This is a genomic window from Vibrio sp. 1F263, from assembly GCF_041439035.1.
GTDB classification, from domain to species: Bacteria; Pseudomonadota; Gammaproteobacteria; order Enterobacterales; family Vibrionaceae; genus Vibrio; species Vibrio tasmaniensis_A.
In genome coordinates this window covers 19603-45174 of record NZ_JBGONI010000014.1, presented here as the reverse complement: position 1 = coordinate 45174, position 25572 = coordinate 19603, and the positions used below count along the sequence as shown (strand labels likewise).

At 43.7% G+C, this 25572-nt stretch carries 18 protein-coding genes and 1 pseudogene; 14 read left to right on the top strand and 5 right to left on the bottom strand.

The window, feature by feature from the left end:
* Positions 1 to 1112 precede the first annotated feature (1112 nt).
* Positions 1113 to 2333 carry a DUF4365 domain-containing protein gene (locus ACED25_RS11280; RefSeq protein WP_371695280.1) on the top strand — a complete coding sequence of 407 codons (1221 nt, stop codon included), beginning with the start codon at positions 1113 to 1115 and terminating at the stop codon, positions 2331 to 2333.
* A 210-nt stretch (positions 2334 to 2543) separates the two neighbouring features.
* Here the strand turns inward: ACED25_RS11280 and ACED25_RS11275 are convergent.
* From ACED25_RS11275 to ACED25_RS11265, 3 genes and pseudogenes are all read right to left on the bottom strand, one after another.
* A pseudogene (locus tag ACED25_RS11275) lies at positions 2544 to 3076 on the bottom strand (site-specific integrase); the annotation flags it as partial.
* Positions 3077 to 3148: 72 nt separating this feature from the next.
* Positions 3149 to 3358 (bottom strand): cold-shock protein, encoded by a 210-nt coding sequence (locus ACED25_RS11270; protein WP_004731543.1) that lies wholly within the window; start codon positions 3356 to 3358, stop codon positions 3149 to 3151.
* Positions 3359 to 3806: 448 nt separating this feature from the next.
* Entirely contained in the window at positions 3807 to 4892 is a 1086-nt protein-coding gene (locus tag ACED25_RS11265; protein WP_371695279.1) for a PQQ-dependent sugar dehydrogenase, read from the bottom strand.
* Between the two features lie 297 nt (positions 4893 to 5189).
* On the opposite strand from ACED25_RS11265, the gene ACED25_RS11260 reads away from it, so the two are divergent.
* Positions 5190 to 6383 carry a multidrug effflux MFS transporter gene (locus tag ACED25_RS11260; RefSeq protein WP_371692823.1) on the top strand — a complete coding sequence of 398 codons (1194 nt, stop codon included), beginning with the start codon at positions 5190 to 5192 and terminating at the stop codon, positions 6381 to 6383.
* A gap of 134 nt (positions 6384 to 6517) precedes the next feature.
* Here the strand turns inward: ACED25_RS11260 and ACED25_RS11255 are convergent, their stop codons facing one another.
* Positions 6518 to 7303 carry an ABC transporter ATP-binding protein gene (locus ACED25_RS11255; RefSeq protein ID WP_371695278.1) on the bottom strand — a complete coding sequence of 262 codons (786 nt, stop codon included), beginning with the start codon at positions 7301 to 7303 and terminating at the stop codon, positions 6518 to 6520.
* Positions 7304 to 7380: 77 nt separating this feature from the next.
* Positions 7381 to 8139 (bottom strand): siderophore ferric iron reductase, encoded by a 759-nt coding sequence (locus ACED25_RS11250; protein WP_012600441.1) that lies wholly within the window; start codon positions 8137 to 8139, stop codon positions 7381 to 7383.
* Between the two features lie 219 nt (positions 8140 to 8358).
* Here ACED25_RS11250 and ACED25_RS11245 point away from each other — a divergent pair, with 219 nt between their 5' ends.
* From ACED25_RS11245 to ACED25_RS11190, 12 genes are all read left to right on the top strand, one after another.
* On the top strand, positions 8359 to 9267 hold the full coding sequence (locus tag ACED25_RS11245) for an AraC family transcriptional regulator (RefSeq protein WP_017098448.1): 909 nt from the start codon (positions 8359 to 8361) through the stop codon (positions 9265 to 9267).
* A 246-nt stretch (positions 9268 to 9513) separates the two neighbouring features.
* Positions 9514 to 11643, top strand: coding sequence for a TonB-dependent siderophore receptor (locus tag ACED25_RS11240; RefSeq protein ID WP_017098447.1), 2130 nt, complete (start codon positions 9514 to 9516; stop codon positions 11641 to 11643).
* Positions 11644 to 11733: 90 nt separating this feature from the next.
* Positions 11734 to 12687: an iron-siderophore ABC transporter substrate-binding protein gene (locus ACED25_RS11235; RefSeq protein WP_371695277.1), complete on the top strand. Its 954-nt coding sequence runs from the start codon at positions 11734 to 11736 to the stop codon at positions 12685 to 12687.
* Positions 12687 to 14681: a Fe(3+)-hydroxamate ABC transporter permease FhuB gene (gene fhuB / locus ACED25_RS11230; protein WP_371695276.1), complete on the top strand. Its 1995-nt coding sequence runs from the start codon at positions 12687 to 12689 to the stop codon at positions 14679 to 14681. Before ACED25_RS11235 ends, fhuB begins: the two co-directional genes overlap by 1 nt.
* Positions 14682 to 14886: 205 nt before the next feature.
* On the top strand, positions 14887 to 15699 hold the full coding sequence (locus ACED25_RS11225; protein WP_065679946.1) for a crotonase/enoyl-CoA hydratase family protein: 813 nt from the start codon (positions 14887 to 14889) through the stop codon (positions 15697 to 15699).
* A gap of 93 nt (positions 15700 to 15792) precedes the next feature.
* The gene (locus ACED25_RS11220) at positions 15793 to 16956 is read left to right on the top strand and encodes an OmpP1/FadL family transporter (RefSeq protein WP_371695275.1); all 1164 of its coding nucleotides are present in this window, start codon (positions 15793 to 15795) and stop codon (positions 16954 to 16956) included.
* Positions 16956 to 17645, top strand: coding sequence for a hypothetical protein (locus tag ACED25_RS11215; protein ID WP_065679948.1), 690 nt, complete (start codon positions 16956 to 16958; stop codon positions 17643 to 17645). The genes ACED25_RS11220 and ACED25_RS11215 overlap by 1 nt, the downstream gene beginning before the upstream one ends.
* 320 nt (positions 17646 to 17965) lie before the next feature.
* Positions 17966 to 19078: an NADH:flavin oxidoreductase gene (locus ACED25_RS11210; RefSeq protein WP_065679949.1), complete on the top strand. Its 1113-nt coding sequence runs from the start codon at positions 17966 to 17968 to the stop codon at positions 19076 to 19078.
* A 420-nt stretch (positions 19079 to 19498) separates the two neighbouring features.
* Complete coding sequence (locus tag ACED25_RS11205; protein WP_065679950.1) at positions 19499 to 20134, top strand: CatB-related O-acetyltransferase; 636 nt, start codon at positions 19499 to 19501, stop codon at positions 20132 to 20134.
* Positions 20135 to 20312: 178 nt separating this feature from the next.
* Positions 20313 to 21959, top strand: a complete 1647-nt coding sequence (locus ACED25_RS11200) for an ABC transporter ATP-binding protein (protein ID WP_065679951.1) — start codon at positions 20313 to 20315, stop codon at positions 21957 to 21959.
* Positions 21956 to 24208 carry an ABC transporter transmembrane domain-containing protein gene (locus ACED25_RS11195; protein WP_371695274.1) on the top strand — a complete coding sequence of 751 codons (2253 nt, stop codon included), beginning with the start codon at positions 21956 to 21958 and terminating at the stop codon, positions 24206 to 24208. Before ACED25_RS11200 ends, ACED25_RS11195 begins: the two co-directional genes overlap by 4 nt.
* Positions 24201 to 25514, top strand: coding sequence for an HlyD family type I secretion periplasmic adaptor subunit (locus ACED25_RS11190; RefSeq protein WP_017098437.1), 1314 nt, complete (start codon positions 24201 to 24203; stop codon positions 25512 to 25514). Before ACED25_RS11195 ends, ACED25_RS11190 begins: the two co-directional genes overlap by 8 nt.
* Positions 25515 to 25572: the final 58 nt, after the last annotated feature.

Genomic DNA, 25572 nt, shown 5'->3' with positions numbered 1-25572 from the left:
TATCACAATGAGCAGTTGGCTATTTGTATGTGCCGTTATTATATATTGGTGCGTTACATTCGTGGTGAAATTTTTGGCCTATGAGCTAGTAGTTAGCAAGGCAATTTCAAAGAATAGCACTCAGCAAGGCTACTTATATATGGTCGTATCTCCAGATTTTTACCTGTCTCACTTTTTTAAGGAGCATGCGAAAATAAATGGAGAACGGGTTAAAGGTAAGCTTATACAGAGGTTCAACTCATGGAACCTCTATATATCTATATTAATATTTTTAGTACTGGTCATCGCGTCGACAAAGTTAAACGTACATTTTTTCTTTCTCTTTTTAATCTTGATACGATGCTTTTCACGCTCAGTTGAAATTGGTTACGCATTTCTAATGGATGTGATTTATAAGAAATCACATCAGTCTTGGCTGAATGCTCAGCGTAGAATTAGGCTTGCACTTTCAAGTTATGTAGAACTTTACTTTCTATACGCGTCAGTCTATTTCGTATCGCCTGCTACACAACAGCATGGATGGGGCTCCGTGTTATTGGGTGCTCAATCACTACTGAAGTCGTTTGGTGTGGGTACATTGACCAACGTTTCAAGCGCCTATGAGGGAGCTAATATCGTTCTTTCCTATGTGACATATGGTCAAGTGTTTACGACCCTAATCTTAGTTGTCATGTCATTTGCAATATACGTAGGTCGTGGCGAGTAGCGCTAAACAAATATTTGATCAGATTCCCAACGCTTGGGCTCATTTCGCAATTAAAAATTCAGATGAAAGCCGTTTTGATGAAACGGTCGAACTTTTAAAACGGGCAGGGATCAAATGCTTGGCCATGCGGATGGTCAAGCCTTCGAGGTTGAGCATGTTGGCCTTATCACAATGGCCAAGCGGTATTGTCAATAATGGAAAGATATAGACATAGAGTTTTGTAAAAACACTATGAATAATTTAAAGTCTTCGTTTGGAGACTATGTGCGCACAATAAACTAACAAACGCTCCAAGATGGATTCGTAAACGCGTGCCATTTTCGCTTCGCTACAATTTTGGCACATATTTACTCACCACTTAAGTGGACGTTAAATGACTTTTCAACATCTGTGGAATAATTAAGTAATGAAATATACTCGCAGCTCTCAAACGGATCGTGTCGGGGTTCAAACCGTAGGTTTACTCTTCGAAAGGTGTGGATACATTTTTCGTGAACAGCCAATTGTTGATTGTGGGATAGACGCTCAGGTTGAACTCGTTGATGAGAATCAAGCTTCAGGAAAATTAATTGCGTTGCAAATTAAATCAGGTGCATCTTGGTTTAAGGAAACTTCAAAAGATGGGTACGTCTTTCGTGGAGAAATGGAGCACTTAGAATATTGGCTTAATCATTCGCTACCTGTTGTAATCGTTTTATGTGATATCGAAAATGATATTGCCTACTGGCAATCAATAACTAAACATACAATTAGCTACACAGGTAAAGCTTGGAAAGTGTCTGTACCTTTTCATCAAGAAGTAAATGTTGGTATGAACAACGACTTACGTCGTCTTGCAAATCTAGTTGAAATCATCCCAGATTACACTGTTACTAAAACATCAGATAACAGTCATGGTGGTGCAAAGCGATACTCTGCGCGAGTCACATTGTCTAAAGAACATAGTCAGGCTGAGTTATTAACAATAATTCGTGCTTTGACCGAAGATATTAAAATGTGTGAGTACCACCGAAGTGCTCACACAAGAGAAGCTTGGAAAAATAAGCCCGCAGACGTTGTTTGGTTATTTATTTATCCGACCCCTCAAGATGAACGCAATAATAACTATCTTTGTAAATCAGAGTGGATAGATCGCGGTCTTGAAGAACACTTCCGACCTTGCTCTCAAAATGGGCAAGATATCGGTGGCGGTGTAAATGTTGACTGGAATTCTATGTACTTAACAACAGCTCAATACAATCATCAAAATGAAATACCCAAAGAAACGTTTATTCAATTAGTTGATGAGACACATGTTAAATCGTCATTGTTGTTTGCTGAGTTAGAGCAAATGTTTAAGTTGTACTCAGAGACTGATGTGCCATTTCAGGATCTATGTCAGTTTATCGAAACAAACAAGCCCATAGCTCATGAGATTTATGAAAAAGGACTGTTTATTGGGTTGTCATCTTATGAATGCAAAGAAGCATCGACAAAGTTTCAAAGTATGATTGCGCACTTAGATAATCTATTTATGCTTCTGGGGCATCCTGATGAGAAGAGCACGATATTTAACCTAAAGAATCAAGCACGATATTTTGTTGAAGCATCTGACGCCCTAAAATATGAATTGATTAAGATCGCTTAGCTATTTGACAAACGACTATGGCATCAAGGTACTTTTTCTAATCTGACAGAATCGGCTTAGAGCAACAAATCTAAAACGTTTCCGTCCAGAATCTTGATAGGTTTAGTTTTTAGCTGGTCTTTTGTTTACTATTGGTAAAAGGGGACTTGTGGTCGCAAATAGGTCCCTTCGAGTCAATATTTTATATTCACTACAAACCATTAATCACTTTCATATCTTACGTTCGTGTAATTTATGTGGGAACAATTGGGTGTAAACCTGCCACAAAGTATTTAGGTTTCTGTGGCCAGTTACCTGAGCAACTTCCTCAATGGTAAAGCCTTTCTCGAACAAGCGGCTTGCACCTTCACGGCGTAGGTCATGATAGCGTAGGTTATCAATCCCAACCTTTTGACACACTTCAACAAAGCCTCGGCCAACTGAGCGTGGGTTGTAAGGAAATATCAACTCTCCCTTACGCTCTTGCCTCATTACAATATCGAATGCTTCACCAAGCAAAGGAACGACCATATGGTTGCCTTCTTTCTTACGTGGGTCTTTTCGGTCACGTACGATCGCTGTTCTAAGTTCTTCGTTTAAATCTTCCCAACGAATACCACACACTTCGCTTACTCTCATACAGCTCAGGATGCTGAAGTCTAAAAGTATAGAGTAGAGGATTTTGTTTTCTCTGATCTGCTCGTATTCTCTAGTGCTTCTTTTAACAGGTCTATTTCATCGGTCGTAGGGCGCCTTGTTACCTTAAATCTCTGAATAGCGGGTAAAAAAATAGCCAGCAGAGGCTGGCTATTTTTAGAAAGCTTTAAAATACTAAATTAAAGTACTTTGATGCTGTCAGCTTGTGGGCCTTTTTGACCTTGAGATACAGTGAACTCAACTTGTTGGCCTTCAGCAAGAGTTTTGAAACCGTCGCCTGTGATTGCAGAGAAGTGTGCAAATACGTCTGGGCCGTTTTCTTGCTCGATGAAGCCGAAGCCTTTAGTTTCGTTGAACCATTTTACTTTACCAGTAACTGTGTTAGACATGATGATATCCTAAAATTAAATTTTTATTTTGAGCCAATTGTGGCACTGATAGCGCGGAAAAGTTTATTGCTATTGCGTACAACACAACGGGGTTACTAGTAATCCAACGAAATGTTTATATACAAAGAACTTTCTTTCTAGCCGAGATGAAGTCTAAATCAAATTAGGGGATAGTCAATCGAATCCATAGTGAAAGGTTGCAGAAACTTGGGGGTAGTCAAACTTTGCATTCCTTAAATATCATGGAGTTACAGTTGTATGGTGATTTGTTGTAGTTTTTGTGAAAAAGGTGGTCGAAATTGATGACGAACTTGGAGTAATTGCACTGTTTTGGCACATTTATTTTCCAAATTATTAAGCCGCTAATTGGTGCCTGAACCTAATTTTAACGGCTTATATTTATAAATCTCACTGTAAGTATCATGTTTCTATTGGAACGAGGTTTTGACTACTTTTTCAAGCGATACAGGTTGCCATTATCGGTACTGAAAAAGATGTCGCCGCTTGGTGAAGTTTCAATGTCTCTTATTCTCTCGCCTAAATCTTCTAAAATACGTTCTTCCTTGATTGCATCACCTTGTCCATTGACTGTCACAATATTGATGTGGGTAAGCTTAAGTGCGCCAGCCAGCAGCTTTCCTTTTAACTCTGGGTATTTATCCCCTTGGTAAACAATCAAGCTCCCCGGAGCGATTGAAGGAACGTAGACTTTTTTAGGCGCTTCAATGCCATCCTTAGTTTCAGACTCGCCTACGCTAATTGGGCCCCAATACTCTTTTCCGTGTGATGTGACAGGCCACCCGTAGTTGGCACCTGTTTTTATTAAATTAATTTCGTCACCACCTCGCGGGCCATGTTCAATCGACCACAGCTTCTGGGTCGGGAAGTCGTAATACAAGCCTTGTGGATTACGATGGCCATAGCTCCAAATCTCATTGAGCACCTTGCTGTTATCCGAGAATGGGTTATCACTTGGTGTGCTTCCATCAGCATTCAATCGTAATATTGATCCGGCGTGAGTCATGGTGTCTTGGCCGTTGTCTCGATCACCACGGTCGCCGATTGAAAAATAGAGGTGGCTATCATCAAAGGTGATACGGCTACCAAAGTGACGTCCGGTGTCCGTTCTGGATTTAGATACAAACACGTCTGTCCAATTGGTAACTTCATTATTGCTGTAATTAGCAGAAGCCAGTGTCGTTACTCCTTCACCATCGACGTCTTTACTGTAAGTGACGTAGAACTTTTCGTTTTCAAAAGGGGAGAGCGCGATATCCAACAGACCACCTTGGCCTTTCGCCCAAGTATTGGGCAGCCTGAACAGTGTGCTTTGCTCACCCGTCTTTAAATCAACCTGTTTAATGACGCCTGCTTTTTCTGTTACTAGCATGGAGTTATCGTTGATATAAGCCAACCCCCAAGGGATCACGAGTCCGTCGGTGATCTTCTCTACTTGCCATGCAAAAGCAGAGGATATTGGACTCGATGCGATGAGTGCCAAAGCACAGGAAATAAGACGATGATGATTGTTCATGGGAGTCCTTTGTTTTCATGACGTGGTATTAGTTTAGCTTGTGGTCGACAGGTGCAAAGGTTGGGTTACTGAAAAGTGACTATTCATTTATTTAGTTCAACCAGTGTTGTATGAGTAAGCAAGCTCACGTATGTTTAGCCTGCCATTCTCTATTCGATTCCTTCGGAGCATAATGAATACTACCCTTGCAACATCTTCGCTGTTTTCTCTGTCTGTATGTTGTCAGGTTGATACTCAAGCTATCTATTCTCAAACCACCCGATCTCAAAACAGCTGTTATATTGGATACTTTACATCATGAGTCGTCGATTTGACTTTAAATCGATCCTACTTGCGTGTTTGGTCATCAGCATCGGCCAACTCAGTATGGGGCTGGTATTTCCATCATTACCATGGATCGCGAAAGACTTTGATGTTTCGCTAGAGCAAGCTCAGCTTCTGGTGAGTGTCTATTTGTTAGGTTTTGGACCTTCTCAGTTTATCTATGGTCCAATTTCCGATGCTCTAGGGCGTAAGAAGGTGCTGTTAAGTGGTTTGTTGATTGCGATGCTTGGGCTATTAATGATCATCTTCTTTAGCCATTCATTTACTAGCATGGTGATGGGACGTTTTCTGCAAGGCTTAGGAACGGGTTGTTGCGCTGTACTTGCTCGTGCTTCCACGCGGGATAGATTCAGTGGGGCAGATTTACCTTTAGCTATGTCCTACATTGCGATGGTCGCGTCTATTACACCTTTGATTGCGCCCGTAATCGGCGGCTTTATTAACTTCCATTTTGGCTGGAGCATGGTGTTCATCTCGCTACTTGGCTATGTCTCATTAGCTTGGGTGGTTTTGGCGTTCAAGTTTAAGGAAACCGTCACTCAGATCTCCGCTATTCCTTCGCCAAAGAAAATGGTTTCTCAATACAAAGAGTTGCTAACTTCTCGCTATTTTATGAGTTTTGCGAGTATTGGCTGGCTTAACTTTAGTTTGATGATCACTACCGTATCAGTGATGCCATTTATTATGCAAAACCAGATTGGCATGACGTCTGATGAATACGCTATGTGGGCGGTCATTCCTGCTTTAGGCATGCTGGGTGGAACAAGTTTATGTAACCGTATTCGCCCCATGTTGGGCAACAAGAAAACTCTGTTATGTACCCCTGTATTGCATATCTTCGCGGCGTTGTGGCTTTTCTTTTGCCCACTTGAGCCTTTGTATCTCATGCTTGGCCAGTTCTTGATGATTCTTGGCAATGGTATTGCATTGCCTTGTGCTCAGGCGTTGGTGATGTTGCCTTATAAGAAGAACGCTGGCGCTGCTGCTGCGATGTCTGGCGGCGGGCAGATGGTGGTGTCTTCAATGGTGAGTATGGGGCTAGTTCAACTAGGGCTAGGAGAAGCGTGGCATTTATCGCTTGTCATCATGTTGTTCACTATTATTACTCTGATTAATATTTTACGTGGTTTCAGTAGTCAAGAAGCGAGAGAGTCGCAGCTGAGCTAATTAGTTAATTAGTTAATTAGTTATTTAGCTAGCGAGTGAAAAACGAAAAGGCCATTGAAGTTTATGATTTCAATGGCCTTCTTTATGCTTAGAGCTTAGAGCTTAGAGCTTAGACTTAAGCTGAAATGCCCGAACTATTCACAGACGACTGCAACCTTATCACTTGCTGCTGTCTTAGCTGGAACTGGATGATCGATCAGTCGAATCGGAGACTCATACAAAGCTGACAGCGCTTGTTCATCAAGTAACTTATCCGCACTGCCTTCAAAAGCAATCTGACCTTTTTTCAGTGCAACGATGTGTGTCGCGTAACGCAGTGCTAAGTTCAAATCGTGCAAAATGACGATCACCCCAACATTTTCCGTTTTGTTTAGTTCAGACAGTAAACCCATGAGCTGAAACTGATGATGCACATCCAGTGCCGAAGTCGGCTCATCAAGGATTAGTACTGGTGATTGCTGAGCCAACAACATCGATACCCACGCGCGTTGACGCTCTCCTCCAGATAAATCATCCGCCAAGGCTTGCGAGAATTCAGTGACACCGGTTCTTTCCATCGCTTGTTGGATAATCGACTTATCTTCTGAATTCCAACGGCCTAGCGCGCCTCTCCATGGGAAGCGACCTAAACGAACCAACTCTTCTACGGTTAAGCCTGCAGAAGCGGGGAGCTTTTGCGGTAGATAAGCAATTTTTTTCGCTAAATCTTTGCTTTTGAATGAAGAGAGGGAAGCGCCGTCTAGTTCCACGCTGCCGTGATCCGGCGACATCTGCCCTGAGAGTAAATTAACGAGTGTAGATTTACCCGAACCATTATGGCCAAGAACGACTGTCAGTTCATTGGTCGAAATCGTGAGGTCTTCGATTGAGAGAATGGTTCGTTCATCACGAACAATTTTTATGTTTGAAAGCTGAAACATGTCAGTCCTGTAATTAGATCAGTAGCGAAGCTCAATGGGAGAAGGATCGTCGTATTGAACTTTAATAAATGGCGTGACTAAGCGATTTTTTTGTTGTCTGGATGCCTAGGGCAATTATCACAGTACTTTCTTGAATCGCACTTATAAACCAGGCAGCAGCTGATTCTGATCAGTTTTAACATCCCCGAACTAGAGTCCACTTTAAGGCTGTCTAAATGATTTTCAGACAACTGGCATGCTTCTAACCAAAGCTTAGCTTGCGCAATAATGTAATCGTTGGTCAGGCTTGGTTCGTGTTGCTGAAGTTTTATCAAACTGCCTAACAATAGATCGGCCAATAAATGATTGGTAAATCCTGGGCGAATACGTGTCCATTCACTGATCTGGCTTCGATAAAACTCAGTCAGTGCAAGAATGGCTTCACCAGCATCGGGAATCAGCTCTTCTGGTGAACCATGTTGATGATCACCATTAAAGAAGCGGTAGCCAGTAATGAACTCTTTGTATCTAAATTGACCGATATTCTTGATGTCGGGCAATGAATGAAGCCCATAGATAGAAATGAAAGTCACATAGATAGGCTGCCAACACACGAGATCCCAGGTTCGCGTTAACCAATACGCTTTGCCTGCTTCTGGGTGGCTTTGCGAAAGACCATCGTAAACTCGTTTGAGCTCTTTATGGCTATTCTCATTTGTTACCGCAATGCTCTTGTTATTAAGTGCACCAAAGCTTCCGCTTAAATAAGGGGTCACTTGTTTTGAGTAAGCGAAGATTTTTTGATGTAGAGACGGGGCTTTCCGACGAGTGATAATATTGTGCAGTTGGGGAAGCATCTTAAATCAATAAATGAGAATCAGTTGCGTTATCATAACGAACATAGTCGAGGATAACCATACAAAATGGAGCATCTACTCGGTGCTTTTTACGTTTTTGAGATTTATAAAGTTTGGGTGGGCTGTCCTTTTTTCAGTGATAAAAGCCACTTTAAGTGATAAAAGTATTGTTGAACCCAACACGCCCTAGTCAAAAATAGAGAAGATGAAAGCTTGAATATGAACACACCTGCATTTGACCGTATCAGCCGCGTTCTGGCTTATATCCATGCGAATCTTAGCTCTGCGTTATCGCTAGAAGATTTAGCGACGCAAAGCTGTTGGTCTCGTTGGCAGCTGCAAAGAGTGTTTCAAGCCGAAACCGGGCTTACCGTGGCGAACTATGTGAGAGAGTTAAAGTTAAGTCAGGCTGCCGAAGAGCTGCTTGATGGAAAAGATCGTGTTATCGATATTGCGCTTGGTCTCGGATTCAATTCAGAAATAAGCTTTAGCCGTTCGTTTAAGCAAATGTTTGGGGTAAGCCCAAGTCAGTATAGAAAAGCAGGCAAAAGAGTAGGGCTAAAAAAGCCGATACAAGTATCTGAGACGGCGAGTAATTCAGAAAATAGGGCGTTAAGCTTTGTGGAAGTACGCATTGATGAAAGAGAGTCTTTCTTAGTGAAAGGAATGACATCAGAAATCAGTGGCTTGTTTTCACTCACGCAAGACTTCGCGCAGAAAGTCCCTCAGCTATGGTCACGTTTAGAAGGTGAGGTTGAAATCCCTGACGCCAACATGCTCCAGTTTATTGGCGTTGTTGACCTGACTCAGTCTTGTTTTGACGGAACCAATATTTACTATTGTGCGGGCGTTGAGCTTCATGACGAGATCTCTATCCCGCAACTGCCTAGTATTATCTCTGATAAGTTAGAGGTGCTGACGATTCCGAAGCAAACCTATGCTGTAGTGAAGCACCGTGGTCCTATAGAGCATCTACCCCATACTCTAAGTTGGTTTGTGCTTAATTGGCTTCCAAATTCAGGTTATCGTGGCGTTGATGGTTATGAACTTGAGATGTACCCATTTGGCTATCAAGCTCATGCTTCTGATGCGGAAATGGAGTACTGGGTTCCTATTATTAAATCGTAGTCATATTTCAGCCCTCCGACTTTCTCCCCCCTTCTCAAAAGCCTTTGTGTTACAAGGTCAAAGGCTACAAGGTCAAATATTACTAGATCAATTGTGTGTTTAATCAGCAATTGACCTGGTTTTACTCAAAATAGGCCAAGTTCTTTTTGAATTTGCACCAAATTGTTAATTATCCCATCTCTAGATACATACAATGCAAATGAGATTTATTACTATTTACAATTAAGCATTGGTACCGAGGGAATCATGACCACTCACACTCGTTTTAAGTATTCATCATTGGCAGTCGCATTGCTGACTGCGTTTTCAGCGCAAGCATTCGCGGAAGATACCGCTACTTCGGCAGATTCGAATGTAGAAACTATTACTGTTATGGGTAAAGCCTACCGTAATACAGCAACGAAAACCGTTTTAGCGCCAGAAGAAACGCCGCAAACACTTAACGTTATCGAAAGCGAACAGATGGAACAACGTGGTGTTAAGTCTGTAATGCAAGCTCTTCGTTATGCACCAGGTGTATCAACCGAGAATAAAGGTGGTGCAGTGGTTCTTAGTGATTGGGTTAAAATTCGCGGTTTTGACTCTACGAATAACTATTATGACGGAATGATGTTGCCAATCCTTCCTGGATGGAACGTACAACCTCAGATTGATCCTATTGCAATGGAGCGTTTGGAAATATTTAAAGGTCCAACATCGGTTCTTTACGGGTCAATGCCACCAGGAGGCATGGTTAATATCATTGCAAAAGCGCCTAAGTTTGAAGAGTCTACGAAAATTGGCTTAGCAACGGGTTTAGATAACTTAGTTGAAGCTTCAATTGATACAACGGGTGCTTTGAGTGACAACGTTGCTTATCGCTTGGTTGCTCTGGGTCGTAAGAAAGATACGCAAGTAGACGGCGTTGAGGAAGAGCGCTATGTGATTGCGCCATCAATCGATTGGTATGTGTCTGATAAAACCTTTATTAACTTCAATCTTTATTATCAGAATGACCCTGCACTAGGTCAGAACGTGACACTCCCATTAGCGGCGATTGAATCAGGAAAAGTCTCACCTTCGACATTTGCCGGGGATGTTAATTACAACACCATCAAACGTGATTTCTTGATTACTGGCTATAAGTTTAACCATGATTTCAACTCAAATTGGGCATTTCTTCAGAATTTCCGTTATATGAAAACTGACTTTTATCAAGAAAGTACTAGCAGTGGCAATTTTGATGCTTCAACTGGCTCATTAGCTCGTTCAGCATATAGCACCGATGAAAGTTCTACGGGTATTAGTGTTGATAACCAACTATCGGGCCTAGTGTCGACTGGCTCATTGGATCACTATTTACTTTTTGGTGTGGATTATCGAAACACAGAGGGTGATGTAGCCTACGACGCTTTCGCAGGTGTTGATAGCATCAACCTTTACAATCCAAATAACGATAAGCTGAACCCGAATGATTTTACTAAAACGTATTATCAAAATAACGACATTGAAGTGAGTCAGCTTGGTTTCTATTTCCAAGACCAGATGTTGATTGATAATTGGGTGTTTATTGCTGGTGGTCGTTTTGACAAAGTCGAAACAACGACAAAAGTATCAGTATTTGGTGGTGCACCAAGTAAAACGGATACTGATGATACTAATTTCTCATACCGCTTAGGTGCTTTGTACAAATTTGATAATGGTTTATCTCCATTTGCTAACTTTGCTACCAGTTTTGAACCGAGTGTAAAGTTAGATACTAACGGTAACAACCTAGATCCTGAAACAGGTGAACAAGTTGAGTTGGGTCTTAAGTATGACTCATATGAGAATATGATTTCAGGCTCGATGGCTCTGTTCCAAGTGAACAAAAAAAATGTGGGCGTTCGTCCTGATGGAGCTTCACCATGGACTTCAGTTGGTGAGATTCGATCACAAGGTATTGAGTTAGAAGGACGAGCACAAGTCACTGATAACTTGGATGTGTTAGCGAACTACACATACACCGATATGGAAATTACTGAAGATAGAAACGCATCAAATATCGGGCAAACACCAGTATTTGTACCAGATCATACTGCAAATGTTTGGGCTAACTATTTTGTACGTAGTGGTGCAATGAGTGGCCTTAGAGTCGGCGGTGGCGTGCGTTATGTGGGAGAAACTGTTCTAAACGATACGTCAGACAAAAATAAAGGCCAAGTACCATCATATACTTTAGTTGATTTGTCTCTAGGTTATGACTTAGGAGAGGTTAACAGCTCGCTTAAGAACACAACAGCTAATGTCGTTGCAAATAACATATTCAATGAAGAGTATTACACTTGTTGGAATGAGAGCTATTGCTGGTACGGTCAAGAGCAAACTGTAGAATTTAATGTTAATTACGAATTCTAACTAAGTTAGGGTTATCAATTTAAAGCAGCCATTACTGGGCTGCTTTTGTCGTTTGAATAAATATAGAATTTAGATTGAGTAGGCAACAATATGAATTTACAACGAATAGCTTCCCATGTTTCTAAAATAAAGAGCTTGCATACAAAGCTAGCAGTATCCGTATTAGCGAGCGCTTTATCGTTTAATGCGATGGCTGATTACCAAGTTGAAGATAGCGAGGGCGTTAAAACCCTTGAAGCTCAGCCTGTTAGAGTGGCGGCGCTGAACTGGGACATAGCCGAACAAGTGATTGAACTCGGTGTTACGCCAGTCGCGGTCCCTGATATTGCAGGTTATACCGATTGGGTTGTTCAACCTGCCATTCCAGAAGGCGTGGCGGACATTGGCACTCGAACTGAGCCCAATTTTTCTGCTTTGAAGAAGCTAAATCCTGATGTGATTCTCATCGCTTCGCCTCAGAAAGATCTTCAGGAGCGACTATCTGAAATTGCGCCCGTGCTTTACTACCAAACATACAGCGAACAACACAGCAATGCAGCGGCTGCTATCGAGAATTTCAAGAAGATCGGACAGTTGCTTGGTAAAGAAGAACAAGCGAACCAAAAGCTGGCCGCAATGGATGAGCGTATCGCGGTTCTAAAAGCTGAACTAGATAAAGCGTATTCGGGCGACAAGCCGAAAGTCACCTCTTTCCGTTTTGCGAGCACCACATCGGTGTTCATTTACGGCGATAACTCGATTCCGCAATATGCTCTTGAGCAGTTAGGTTTTGAAAATGCGATGGATCTTCCTGCGAGTCAGTGGGGCATCAGTCAAAAACGAATGACTGAACTTAAGAACGTCAAGGGTGGCATTGCGCTTTACTTTGAACCTTTCCCATATCAAGACAAGCTAGACCGTTCTCCCGTTTGGAAGAGCATGCACTTTGTTCGCAATGGTCAATTTAGCCCAGTAGCGGCAAGTTGGAGCTACGGCGGTGCTATGTCGATCTTGTATAACGCAGAAGCCATGGCGCAATCGCTGCTGAAGTTAGCGGAGCAGTAATGAAATCCAGTGGTTTTATGATGGGGGCTGTGCTGCTTTGTGCTGCTCTTGTTCATTTATGGTTAGGGCAGTCGGAATTTGGCCCTATTAGTGAGTTGCTCCAGCAAGTCTCACAGATCAGTGACATCGCGACATTCAACTCAATGGTTGATGATTCATTCGAGTTGATGGCGTTAGCCTATGTCAACTTACCTCGCTTGGTGATGGCGATCTTGGTCGGCGGAACACTTGGCACCATCGGCAGCTTGTTTCAACAACTGACACAAAATCGCATGATGTCACCGCTAACCTTAGGTACGTCGTCAGGTGCATGGCTTGGTCTGGTTATTCTGAATGTGGTCGCGCCGATGTTGGTCGCTCAGTATTCAGTTTGGTTTGCTCTAGTTGGCGCGCTGCTTGCGATGGGGCTGATTGTTTCGATTGTCGGAATCAAAAACATGAGCGGCTTACCCATTGTATTGGCGGGTATGGCGGTCAACTTGTTGCTAGGAGCATTTGCAACGGCGATTATTCTACTTAATGACCAGTACGCACAGAATCTGTTTGTGTGGGGAGCGGGTGACCTAGGACAGAATGGCTGGGAACAAGTACTGTGGTTAATGCCTAAGTTATTGCCGATCTTTGCCATCTTCTTCTTGGCACCAAGAGTTCTGACTTTGCTTTCGATCGGTACTGAAGGAGCCGCAGCGCGCGGTCTTAACATCGGTACTACCTTTTTTGTATTGATGGCTATTGGTGTTTGGTTAGTTTCAGTGTCGATTACCTCGGTGGGCGTGATCAGTTTTATCGGTTTGATTGCCCCGAACATCGCTAGGCATCTCGGTTTTCTAAAGGCCAAATCTGAACTCATCGCGAGTTGTGTATTAGGTGCGCTATTACTTTGTGTCACTGACAGCTTGGCCATCTTCTTGGCACAATGGTCTTTGGATATGATTCCAACAGGGACTGCAACCGCGGTGATCGGTGCTCCTGCGTTGATTATTATTGCGAGAAAGCAGTTATCAGCTCAAGATCAGCTGTTTTTCTCGATGCCTAAAGGGCCAAAGTTTATTTCACCTTTGGCTTACTTCTTGTTGGGCACAATGATCTTCGGTTTGTTAGCGTTAAGCACACTGTCACAGCCATCTTCTGATATGGGCTATTTTGTTATCCCAGACGCATTTGAATGGTCTATTCGTTGGCCGAGAATGTTAACCGCGATATTCGCTGGTGGCGGCTTAGCGGTGGCTGGCGTGATTTTACAAAGATTGGTCTACAACCCGCTCGCAAGCCCAGACATTCTTGGTGTGTCGGCGGGTGCAGTTCTGGCGTTGATTTTCAGTAGCTTATTCATGGGCTATTCGATTCACTCATTGAGTCCTTGGGTTGCTTTCTTAGGCAGCGCGATTGCACTGTGTTTATTGCTATTCCTTGGCAAGAAGCATCAGTTTGCGCCATCGATTTTGATCCTCACTGGTATTTCGTTGACCGCAGTTTTGGAAGCTTTGGTGCAATTCTCTTTAACGCGAGTGGGTGAGGGGAAATACACCTTATTAGCTTGGTTAGCAGGATCAACCTATCGTGTTGAACCAGAGTCAGCAATGATTATGACCATGGTGATAACGGCTTCTATCGGGGCTGCTTTGCTGTTGAGTCGTTGGGTGACCTTAATTGCGACGGGCCGTCAGTTCGCGAGTGCCAGAGGGTTGAATATCAATGTCGCCTACGTGGCATTGTTATGTATTGTTGCGATCTTATGTTCGGTCGTGACAACCACCATGGGGCCTGTTGCGTTTGTCGGCTTGTTGGCTCCGCACATCGCCGCAATGGTGGGTGCACGTTTGGTTAAAGAACAGATCATCTTGTCGTTTTTGATTGGTGCTGCACTCATGCTATTCGCAGACTGGTTAGGGCAAGTGGTGGTATTCCCAGCTCAACTCGCTGCAGGGACGTTAGTTTCCATTATTGGTGGCAGTTACTTCATCTTCTTGTTATTGAAATCTCGAAGAACATAGGTTCTCCCAAAACTGAGAGTCCTTGATTATCAAAGCTACGAATGAAAAGCAGTGAATGGAGCGATCCATCACTGCTTTTTTGTTGATGTTGTTTATGTAAGGGAGAATCGTTAAGCAACACAGGTCTCGCTTCTCAATGTGCAAGTTTGGCATATGTTAATAAAATGTATAATCTAAAGGTCTGACCACTGATAAGGTAGCCACCATGCCAAACCTCGATCGTATTACTTGTTCCATTGATGAAAACCAAATTGCGACGGTTGTTTTGAATCGACCCGATAAGCTCAATGCTATTGATATGGCAATGTTTCAAGGCGTGAATAACATGGTGACTCAGCTGAAAAAGAACACCGAGATTCGAGCTGTAATAGTAAAAGGCGAGGGTTCTGATTTTTGTTCAGGGCTTGATGTTAAGTCTCTTTTGACCAGTAAATCCGGGGCGATGAAGCTGTTGTTTAAATGGCTACCGACATTGCCTAACGCTGCACAACGCTTTTCATTGGGTTGGCGAGATATTCCATGCCCTGTCATTTTTGCGATTCACGGGCGTTGTTGGGGAGGTGGGCTTCAATTAGCGAGTGGTGGTGATTTTAGAATCGCTAGCCCTGATGCAAATTTCTCGATATTGGAAGCGAAGTGGGGGTTGATTCCTGACATGGGAGGCGCTATCGCATTTAGAGAGCTGATGCGTAAAGATCACACCTTAGAAATGGCAATGACGGCCAAAGTGATCGACTGTGAAACCGCGAAAGAATATGGATTGGTGACCAAGATTGCTGAAGACCCTTACGCTGAAGCCTATGCGTTGGCACTTGAGTGCGCGAATCGGTCGCCAGATGTTGTCGCTGCTAATAAGAAACTCTACAACAAGACTTGGTGGTCCAGTCCTGGGTTCGCCTTATTTTACGAGACTTGGTATCAAATAAAGGTAGGGTTAGGTAAGAACAGAGCAATTGCTGCTCAACGTGAAATTCATCGAGACAAGCCGCGTCCATACGTCGCTAGAAAGTTCAAATAACGCTTGTAAAGTAATAATGGGTATTCCCATTGTTTATAGGGCTTTGCGGTAACCTTAGATCAATTTAATGTCTAAGGCTAAATGAGCAATCTGATGAACAAAACTTTTACTTACTCGCTAGCTGCCACCGCAATTTTTACAAGTTTAAATGCTTTCGCAAGTGGTCTATTTTTACAAGAAGCTGTTATTGCTAATGCCGGTACAACTGGTGCAGGTGACGGTGTTTACTCTCGTTCAGCTGCTGCGATGTGGACTAACCCAGCAACCATGTCTCACATGGGCGAAAGCAAAACGACCATCAATACCATGGCGTTCGATCTTGAGATGAAATATCAAGACAACCAAGACTCTAGCGATGATGGAAAAGGGCACTCAGTTCTTCCCTCATTTGGTGCCTTTCATGCTCATCAAGTAACAGACCAACTGCACCTTGGTATCGCACTTGGCGCTGTCGGTGGCTCAAGCCTTGATTATGGCAGTGAGTGGGCAGGCAGCCCTTTACTTGAAGATATCACTCTTACTGCGATGCAGGTGAACCCGTCACTGAGCTATCAACTGAATGACCAATGGTCTGTTGGCGCGGGTATTCAATTGAGTTGGGCTGCATTACAACAGTCAACATCTGCGTTGACCGTCAAACAAGACACAGATTGGGCATACGGCTATAACCTTGGCGTGATGTATACCCCGACAGATAAGCTTAAGTTGGGTGCGAGTTACCGTTCGAAGCTAGAACATGAGTTCAATAATGACGTAAAAGGTCCAACAAATATCGGACTACTGAACTCTTTATCTACAGATATTGTAGTTCCAGAAATTATTGACTTAAGTGCGAGTTATGCGTTGAACCAACAGCTTGACCTGTTGACGAGTATTCAGCTGCACCGTTGGAGTGAGTGGGATACTACTGTTCTCGATTTTGGAACCCAAATAGGGGGGCTCCAGATCGATCGTGACTGGGATGATGTTTGGAAATTTGCGGTTGGTGCTGATTATCAACTTAACTCAGACTGGCGTCTAAAAGCCGGCATCTCTTACGAAACCTCTCCGCAAGACGACCCAACAATGCAGTATGTTGACCTTCCAGTAGGCGAGCAATATCGCTACTCGGTAGGCGCGTCTACTTACTGGGATGATATTTTAATCGACGTGTTCTACGAATACGCTGATTTAGGGTCGGTTGATATGGACAGATTTATGGTAGATGGCTCATTCGACGGTCGTATCCACTTTGTTGGCGTTAGTGCGACCTTCTAATGACATTACGTAATCTATTACTTATTGCTACGGCAACGCTCGGATCGATGGGTGCTTTGGCTGAAGAGAAGCACCCTGATGATCCGACTAAAATCGTGACCAAAGCGGGCGTTGCTTATAACGAAGATTTGCAGTTCTCAGGCTCTATCGGTTTAGATGAAGCGCGAATGATCAATGCTCGTGTCAATGCGGACGGCGAAGAGTGGCGATTAGGCGGTTCATGGCTGTTGCCGATGGGTATCGTGAATTTCAACTTTAGCCGTTCTGAATATGATAACGATGCTTATAAGAACAACTACAGTATTGGCACATTTATACCACTGAGCTATTTCGATATTGAGCCGTTCGGTTGGCAAATCTTCCCAATGGCTGGCTACAGCTATAACGATGGTGAAGTAGCCGTATTCGATGATGATAACGTTGGCTCTGACTATGTATTGATGCCGAGCTCAACACACGGTGGCTATATTGGTGCGTTTGGCTTAAAAACGATAACCGATGAATGGTCTATCATGGGATTTGGTGGTGGTTCAATGGGTTCTGACGATTACTCAGGCTATTGGGCTGGCGTTGGTGCGAGCTATAAATTGAGTGATGCTCAATCATTCAACTTCTTCACTATCTTTGCTGAGGATGACTTCGGTGAAAACAACAGTGTTGGTGCATCTTACACCTATGAGTTTAAATAGCTGTTAGCAGGCAGCAATTCGCAGGTGGACACCTCTCGTAAGAACCATTGACTTAGTTCAGATTAAATTGAACAAAGTCGCTTATTAAAACTGAGCGACTTTCTTTTATTCTATTTCCCAATCTTTTTTATCTCTTTCTCATGTGAGAGTACTGCTCTCTTAATCTAGATTAAGTTTTCCTCGCCTTATTCTCTGTACTATCCGCATAAATCAACGCCCATTCAGTAATGGACAAAAGAGAGTCACTTTGTGAAAAAGAAGTGGTTCTCTTTTGTCTTTTAAAATGGGCAAACATAATAAAGATTTAATGAGGATAAGACTTGAGCACTTTGTTTACAGAAACCCACATTGGCAAGATGACACTAAAGAACCGCTTCATGAGAAGTGCAACGTGGGAAAATATGGCTACCGAAGATGGGCATATGACAGATAAACTGTACGCTATCTATGAAGAGTTGGCTCAAGGTGAAGTCGGCCTGATCGTAACGGGTTACGCGAACATCGTTGAAGAAGAAAAGCCAAATGCGGGCATGATGGGGATGTATAACGACTCATTCATTGAAGAGTATCAAAAGCTGACTCAATTGGTGCACGACAACGACTCTAAAATCGTGATGCAATTGGCTTATGGTGGCACGAAAACCACGCATGATCTTGGCGAACGAGTGATCTACGCACCAAGTGAGGTTCCAGAAAAAGGAACTCAAACACTAGGCAAAGCGATGACCAATGATGAGATCGACTACATTGTTGATGCGTTTGCTCAAGCATCTTTGAGAGCACAAAAATCAGGTTTTGATGGCGTTGAAATTCATGCCGCTCACACTTACCTGATTAATCAGTTCTTAAGCCCTTACTACAACCAACGTGAAGATGAGTACGGCGGTAGTTTAGAAAACCGCATGAGATTCTTGTTAGAGATCTATATCGCGACGCGTAAGTTGGTGGGAGATGATTTCCCTATCTTGGTTAAGCTTACAGCTTCGGAGTTTTTTGAAGGTGGTGTTACCTTCGATGAAACACGTCTCGTGTGCAAAAAGTTAGAAGAAGTGGGTGTTGATGGCATCGTGGTGTCAGGCAACATCCATGGCAAAGCCGACACCATGATTGGCGAATCTCACGATGGATTCATCATTCAAGCTGAAGGTTATTTTCACGAATATGGTCATGCTATCAGCCAAGACGTTAATATTCCGGTGATCACGGTTGGCGGCCTAACGGATTTCGATGCCATTGAAGCCATCGCAAATAACACGGGCATTGAATACTTCGCGCTTTCAAGACCGCTGCTTTCTGAACCACATTTGGTTAAGCGTTGGAAGGAAGGGGATAGAAGCCCTGTTGAATGCGAACGATGCTCTAAGTGTCGTACTAAGCGCGGTAACTTCTGCGTGGTGAATAAAGACAGAAAAGTACAGCTTGCACGCATGTAGTCGCTGAGCCCAGCTCCAAGCGAGCTCCGAAGTTTATAGCTGAGTCTAAGTTTGAGCCTGTGTAATCGCGCAGGCTCTTGTTCATTCCGTATTCCACGAAACGAAATTTGAAACCTTATTACTCACATCTTCCTGTCAAATTGGCGCGACTAAACAGTTACACTACGCCTGTAAATTATCCAACCAAGTTATCGATAAAAACTGGGCAAACTTTGAAACTACTTCCTCTTCTTAAGCAACCTCGAATCCACTGACGCCTCTTTAGTTTTAGCGACATTGCTATGATTTAAGCGTGATACTCACTATTCGTCCCTGTGAACCCTGTGTTTGTGGGCCGTTAGTTTGTGCACCTTGGATTTGCATCGTCGAACACTTTGATATTGAAACGAATAAAACTAAATAGATCATTCAGAGGTAAAAATGCAAAAGAAGCATTGGTCCAAATTCGAGTTGTTGCATGAAGTCGTAACCAACCCCAATATTCATGTAAAAGGTCAACACAGTTATTACAGTGATTGCTGGGATAACGGTTTTGAACAATCGGTAGTGCGTTATTTACACGGCGACGAAGTCAGCCGCCAGTGGGAGCCTCGATGGGAAATCGACGAACTCTATATCGGTGATTATGTCTGTATTGGCGCAGAGGTCGTGATTTTGATGGGTGGCAACCATACCCACAGAGTTGATTGGTTTTCGCTGTATCCATTTATGGATGTCATCGACGATGCCTACATTGGCAAAGGTGGCACTCACATTGAAGATGGGGTGTGGTTAGGCATGAGAGCGATGGTGATGCCCGGTGTGACGATTGGCGAAGGCGCTGTAGTTGCAGCGAATAGTGTGGTGACTAAAGACGTCGCTCCATACAGCATTGTCGGTGGTTCTCCAGCTAAAGTCGTCAAATACCGCTTTGGTGAGTCCGTTATTGACGAACTCATGTCATTCAAAATATACGAGTGGCCCTCAGATAAATTTGAAGCGCTGAAACCGTATTTATGTAACTCAGACTTTTCAAAGTTAAAGCAGGCGATAACGGATTACGACAATTGTTTGTAAGGAGCGCTTGTAACGAGCATTTGTAAGGTGCGTTTTTAAGGTACGGGTATAGCCACAGATTTGTATAGAAAGATCTGTGTCATATTTATATTGAAAAACACGTTAAATCAGTCCGTTACCTTGCAATACTCAACATGGTGTACCAATCTTATTTCATAAGCATGGATAAGGATTGTGTATGCCCGCAAGTTCAATGAAAAACAAAGGGGTGGTGGGGAAAGTCCTACTGCCTTCTTTACTCATAAATCTTCTCTCTCTCGCCGTTCCGTTAACGGTTTTACAAATTTACGATCGTATTTTACCTAACCAAAGTTACGGTACTGCCACTTTGTTGTTGGCGGGTGCAGCGTTGGCTGTTGCCATGGAAGCATTAATCCGGTTTGTGCGTACTTGGCTTTTGTCAGCCGCGGCCAGCAATACCGAGAAAGCGACCTATCAAACTTTGGTTGAAAGAGTAACAACGGCTTCATCAGGCCATCTCCGCCACATTGGTGTTGGCGGCGTGGAAGAGGGGCTTGGTTCTGTATCCAAAGTCAAAGATTGGTATTCCGGTGGTGTGATTGCAGGCTTTATTGATTTGCCTTTTGCCTTGATCTTCTTGGGCTTGGTGGCTTACATCGGCGGTGAGCTGGTGGCGATACCTTTGGCAGTTTGGCTGATTACTCTTGGAATCGTTTGGTTATCTTCTATTCGCGTAAAAAGCTTAAGTGAAGAGGCTTCCCAAGATGAGCAGGAGCGAAAAGCGTTCTTGATTTTGCTGAGCCAAACCATTCAAGGAATAAAACGTCAGGCCGTTGAGTCTCGAATCTTCAACCAGTTTAAATCCCTCAATAATGTTCGCTCTCAGTCTAAAGCGAGAGAAGAAGAACAGAACGCCTTCGCCCAAGAATGTATTCAGCTTGCCGCATTAGCCACGTCAGTGTTACTCGTGATTACGGGGAGCTTATGGGTGTTGGATGGTCAGTTAACTACTGGTGGCTTGGCGGCATGTTCTATCTTATCTGGCAGAGCGGTTGCGCCTTTGAGTGCACTGGTTGGGGTTCGAATCAAGCTTAATTCAATACACAGTGCTAATCAGGCAATTGAAAAATTGAGTGACTTGTCACTATCTGAGTTTTCAGATTCTGAGCAACCTGAGATCCCTTTATCTGACTTTGAGACGTTGGAAATCAAGCAAGCGACCGTTGAAAGATACGGTGAACTCTCTCATGCAGATGTCACACTGAATAAAGGTGAGTTGGTATTGTTAGAGAGTGAGGATCGCCACACTAACAGTCATTTATTGTCGTCGATTGCAGGTATTGATGATCTAAAAGCGGGGGAGTGCTTCATTAACGGAGCTGCAGTTTCAATCGCATCCGTAACCAATATTGTGGCCTACTGTGGCGTTAAAGGGCAGTTGGTGTCGGGTACTATTCTCGACAACTTGTGCGGGTTTGACCCTGAGAAAACGCAAAGCGCCAGTGACTATGCAAAGCGTTTGGGTTTAACCAAAGAGATTACTCGATTACCCGATGGACTAGAGACACAAATTGGCCATACGAGTGCTTCTTTGTTGAGTATGGGTAACGTGAAAATGCTCAATATCGCGGCTCAATTGGCAAGTGATAAACCCATAATCATGTTGGAAAGGCCGGATTCTTCACTTGATTTAGACGCCCTTGGGAATCTAGCTAAGGTGTTGGAAGAAGAAGTAACGGCAGGACGCACGATACTGATGGTGAGCTACCATTCGAAGCTTCGCGAATTGGCTAATCGAATCATTACAGTGGAAAGTCGAGCTATTACGGTCGACAGCGAGAGCAATCAGGAGGCCGTCGTATGAATCGTTTAGATATTGGTAACCCTTCAGGTACGAACAACCGTGCAGATACCAGCGGTCGACAAGAGGTGATGAACCATTTAGAAACCGAGAGCCTTTCCGTTCTTAAGCAGTTGGAAGTTAATGCTAATATCCAGTTGTTCGCACATCAATGGGTCGATGAAAATGGCATTGAATCAATCGACGATATGTTTGCCTTGTTCGACAGGCTTGCACTGCCTTATCGCTTGGTTGCCAACCTAGATGACGTTGGTGAACATAAATTGGTCTTGCTGGTGCTTGGTGAAAATGAGCTTGTCTCTGGTCATTTAGAATCCAAACAATTTGTTGCCTTTAATGCCAATGACGACATCACCGATGTCCCTCAGTTTTGCATCGTTATCGAAGGGCCACCATTAGAGAAGGCCTCTCCTGATTGGGTTGGCGAAAGGTTACATGCGTTTCGTCCCATCATTCCTAAATTGTTGTTGGTCAGCTTTATCACTAACTTATTTGCGCTTGCCGTTCCTTTCATCACGATGTCGATTTATGACCATGTGATTGGCGGTGATGCAGGGCATGAGTTGCAAGGTATCGCCATTGGCGCGGCGTTGTTGTTTGTGATGATGGGTTGGTTGAGAACATTACGTAGCCGCGTGTTTGCTTCAGTGTCGAACCGAGTAAGTCGTGAGATTTCTCAATCCCTCGTGCAGCGTCTGCTTCGTAATAGCTATGCTCAAAATCAGCAAACAGCTTCTTCTAGTCAGCAAAACCAAGTGATGTTGTCAGAGCGTATTTCAGGTGTGCTATCGGGGCCATTAGGAAATGCGTTATTTGACCTACCATTCATTCTTATTTTTGTACTTGCGATAGGTGTTTTAGGCGGATGGTTGGTACTGGTTCCAGTCGTCTCTTTAATCCTTTATTACTTGCTAGCAAAACGTTCGATACGCTCTAGCAGCAAGCGCTCGATGCAATCGACAGTGGCAGGTACGAATCGTCAAAACATGACTAATGAGCTGTCATCCAAGCTTGCCTTTATTCGCAGTGCTGGATTCTCAGAGCACTGGATTCAACGTTTCAAAAAAGCCAATCTTCTTGCTTCAACAGTGACCTTTAATCAATCGGTTCTCCAGAGCCGGTACACCTCGATTTACTATTTCATTGGTGTGGGGTCGACACTCGCCGTGATGGGGTTAGGAATAGGACTTATTTTTGAACAAGTGATGACGCCCGGTGGTTTGATTGCTTCAATGATGTTGATATCTAAGGTGACGGGTCCAGCTCAGGTGTTGGCAAACAGTGCGATGCGTTTTAATAGCTTTAATCAATCCAAGCTGCAAGTGAACCGTATTTTGTCTCAGCCGTCTGAGCGTGAATTCAGTTACCAGCATCACCCGTTACCTGTGGTAGCGCCTAACTTGAAATTAGAGCAAGTGACACTGCGCTATCCCAAACAGAGTCGCCCGGCCTTGAATGGTGTGAGTTTTGATATTGAAGCCGGTGAAATTGTCGCGATTACCGGCCCTTCTGGGAGCGGTAAATCAACATTAATTGAAGTGCTGTCTGGCTTGCAGCCTATCCAAAATGGCATGGTTGAGCTTGAAGGCGTTAACCTCGTTCAATACGATCCGCAGCTTTATCGCCACTGGTGTTTTATTCGAGCCGCATATCCTGATTTGCTTACGCTGAGTATTCGAGAGTGGCTAAACGACGGTCACAAAGTCGAAGATAAGAAAATGATATCTGCAATTGAAATGGTGGGCGGAAAGCGTTGGTTCGAGACATTATCAGGTGGGCTCGATACTTCCATCAGCAGTATTCAGCCGGACAGCCTTTTTGACATGTTGTCTGGCAGCGTCGCGCAGATCCTCATTGATGCAAAAGCGCTGGTTTATGACTACCCAATGTTCTTAATGGATAATCCTGTGCCTGATGCTCACCCAAATGCTAAACGTATATTTGGTGAGTTTGTGCAGTCGAAAAAAGGAAAAGCAACGGTGATTTACACGTCCCACGATCCGGATTTAATCAAGCTTGCCGATAAAGTGGTGGTATTAAATGAAGGTGCAGTGGTTTATGCCGGTCCATTAGAGCCGGAGCAGTCTTCGAAGCAGGAACAGCCTTCAGAGCCTCAAGCTTCTCAAGAACCGCAGTTATCTGAGCAACCGTTATCTCAAGAGCTACAGCCGTCAACTCAAGAGGCGTCTGCTCAAAAAAATGCAGCCCAACAAGAACAATCAAAGTCTAAGCAAGGAGTCGCTAATGACTAAACAATCTATCGAGAAGGGCAAGCGCTACGGTGAACTTGTTGAATCACAAAATACGGCTCGTACATTGGCGCTGGCCACATGGTCGGTTGCCTTATGTGTTATTGCTTTTGCCACTTGGTCTGTAGTCACTCAAGTTGATGAAATCGCCAAAGCCAAAGGTGCTGTGATTCCGGAAGGCGAGAAGCAAGTATTACAAAGCGCGATTGGCGGGAAGTTAAAGCAAATTCTCGTTAAAGAAGGGCAGTTGGTTGAGAAAGGCCAGCCGCTTGTTGAGTTTGATGCCACTTTCCAGCGTACCGCCCTTGAAGAGCTAAAGTCCCAACAAGTGACGCTTCTAGCCAGTGTGGAACGTATGAATGCGCTGCTTGAGCAGCGTGAGCCTAACCTTGCTGAGTTTGAGGTCGATTACCCAGAGATCGTCAGCCAACAAAAAGCGCAGCTGAACGCGCAAAAAGCCCTCTACTTCCAAAAGCGTGTGGTGCTTGAGAAAGAGAGCGAACAAATTGCAGAGCAGCTTCGTAGTGTAGAAAAGGCCTTGCCGAGTTATGAGAAAGAGTTGAATGCGACTAAGCAAGAGTTGAATATACTAGAAAAGGGTTATAAATCGGGCAACATTTCACGCTTACGTGTGCTTGAAATGCGTCAAAAACTGGCCAGTATTGAGCAGAAAATTGAAGAAGCTCGTGGCAAGAAGTCGGTATTGATTAGACAAGCTGACAGTAATGACCAAAAAATCATACAGCTTCTGGCCGAGGCGAAAGCTAAAGTGAGCGATGATCGTTCTAAAGCCGTCTCTGACTTGTCAGCCCTGAACGCCAGAGTACGTTCAAGCCAAGCGAAACTGACCAACACCATGTTAGTGTCGCCGCTACAAGGTTTGGTGCAAAGCCTGCCAAGTACAAAGAACGGAGGTGTTATTCAGCCGGGTGGCACTGTGGTTGAAATTGTTCCTGTTGGTGGGAAAGCCGACTTTAAAGCTCGTTTGTCGCCAAGAGATATTGGTTTTGTGAGTGTAGGGCAGCCGACTCGTATCAAGATTGATGCGTTTGATTACAGCCGCTTTGGGGCGCTAAAAGGGGCGGTTGAGAGTATTTCACCGACCACAAGTCAAAGCGAGCGTGGCGAGATCTATTATGAAGTCGTCGTCTCGGTGGATGTTCCCTATTTCCGTGATAATCCTGAGAGCTTTTCTATCTTGCCAGGTATGACGGGCGAGGTAGATATTACAACCGGTGAGAAGTCAGTATTCCAGTATTTATGGAAACCGATTTATACCAACGTGAGTGTCGCGTTTGGGGAGCGTTAGTTTGTTTTATAGTTAAAAGTTATAACTGAAATTTAAAAGAGAATAGAAATAAAAAGGA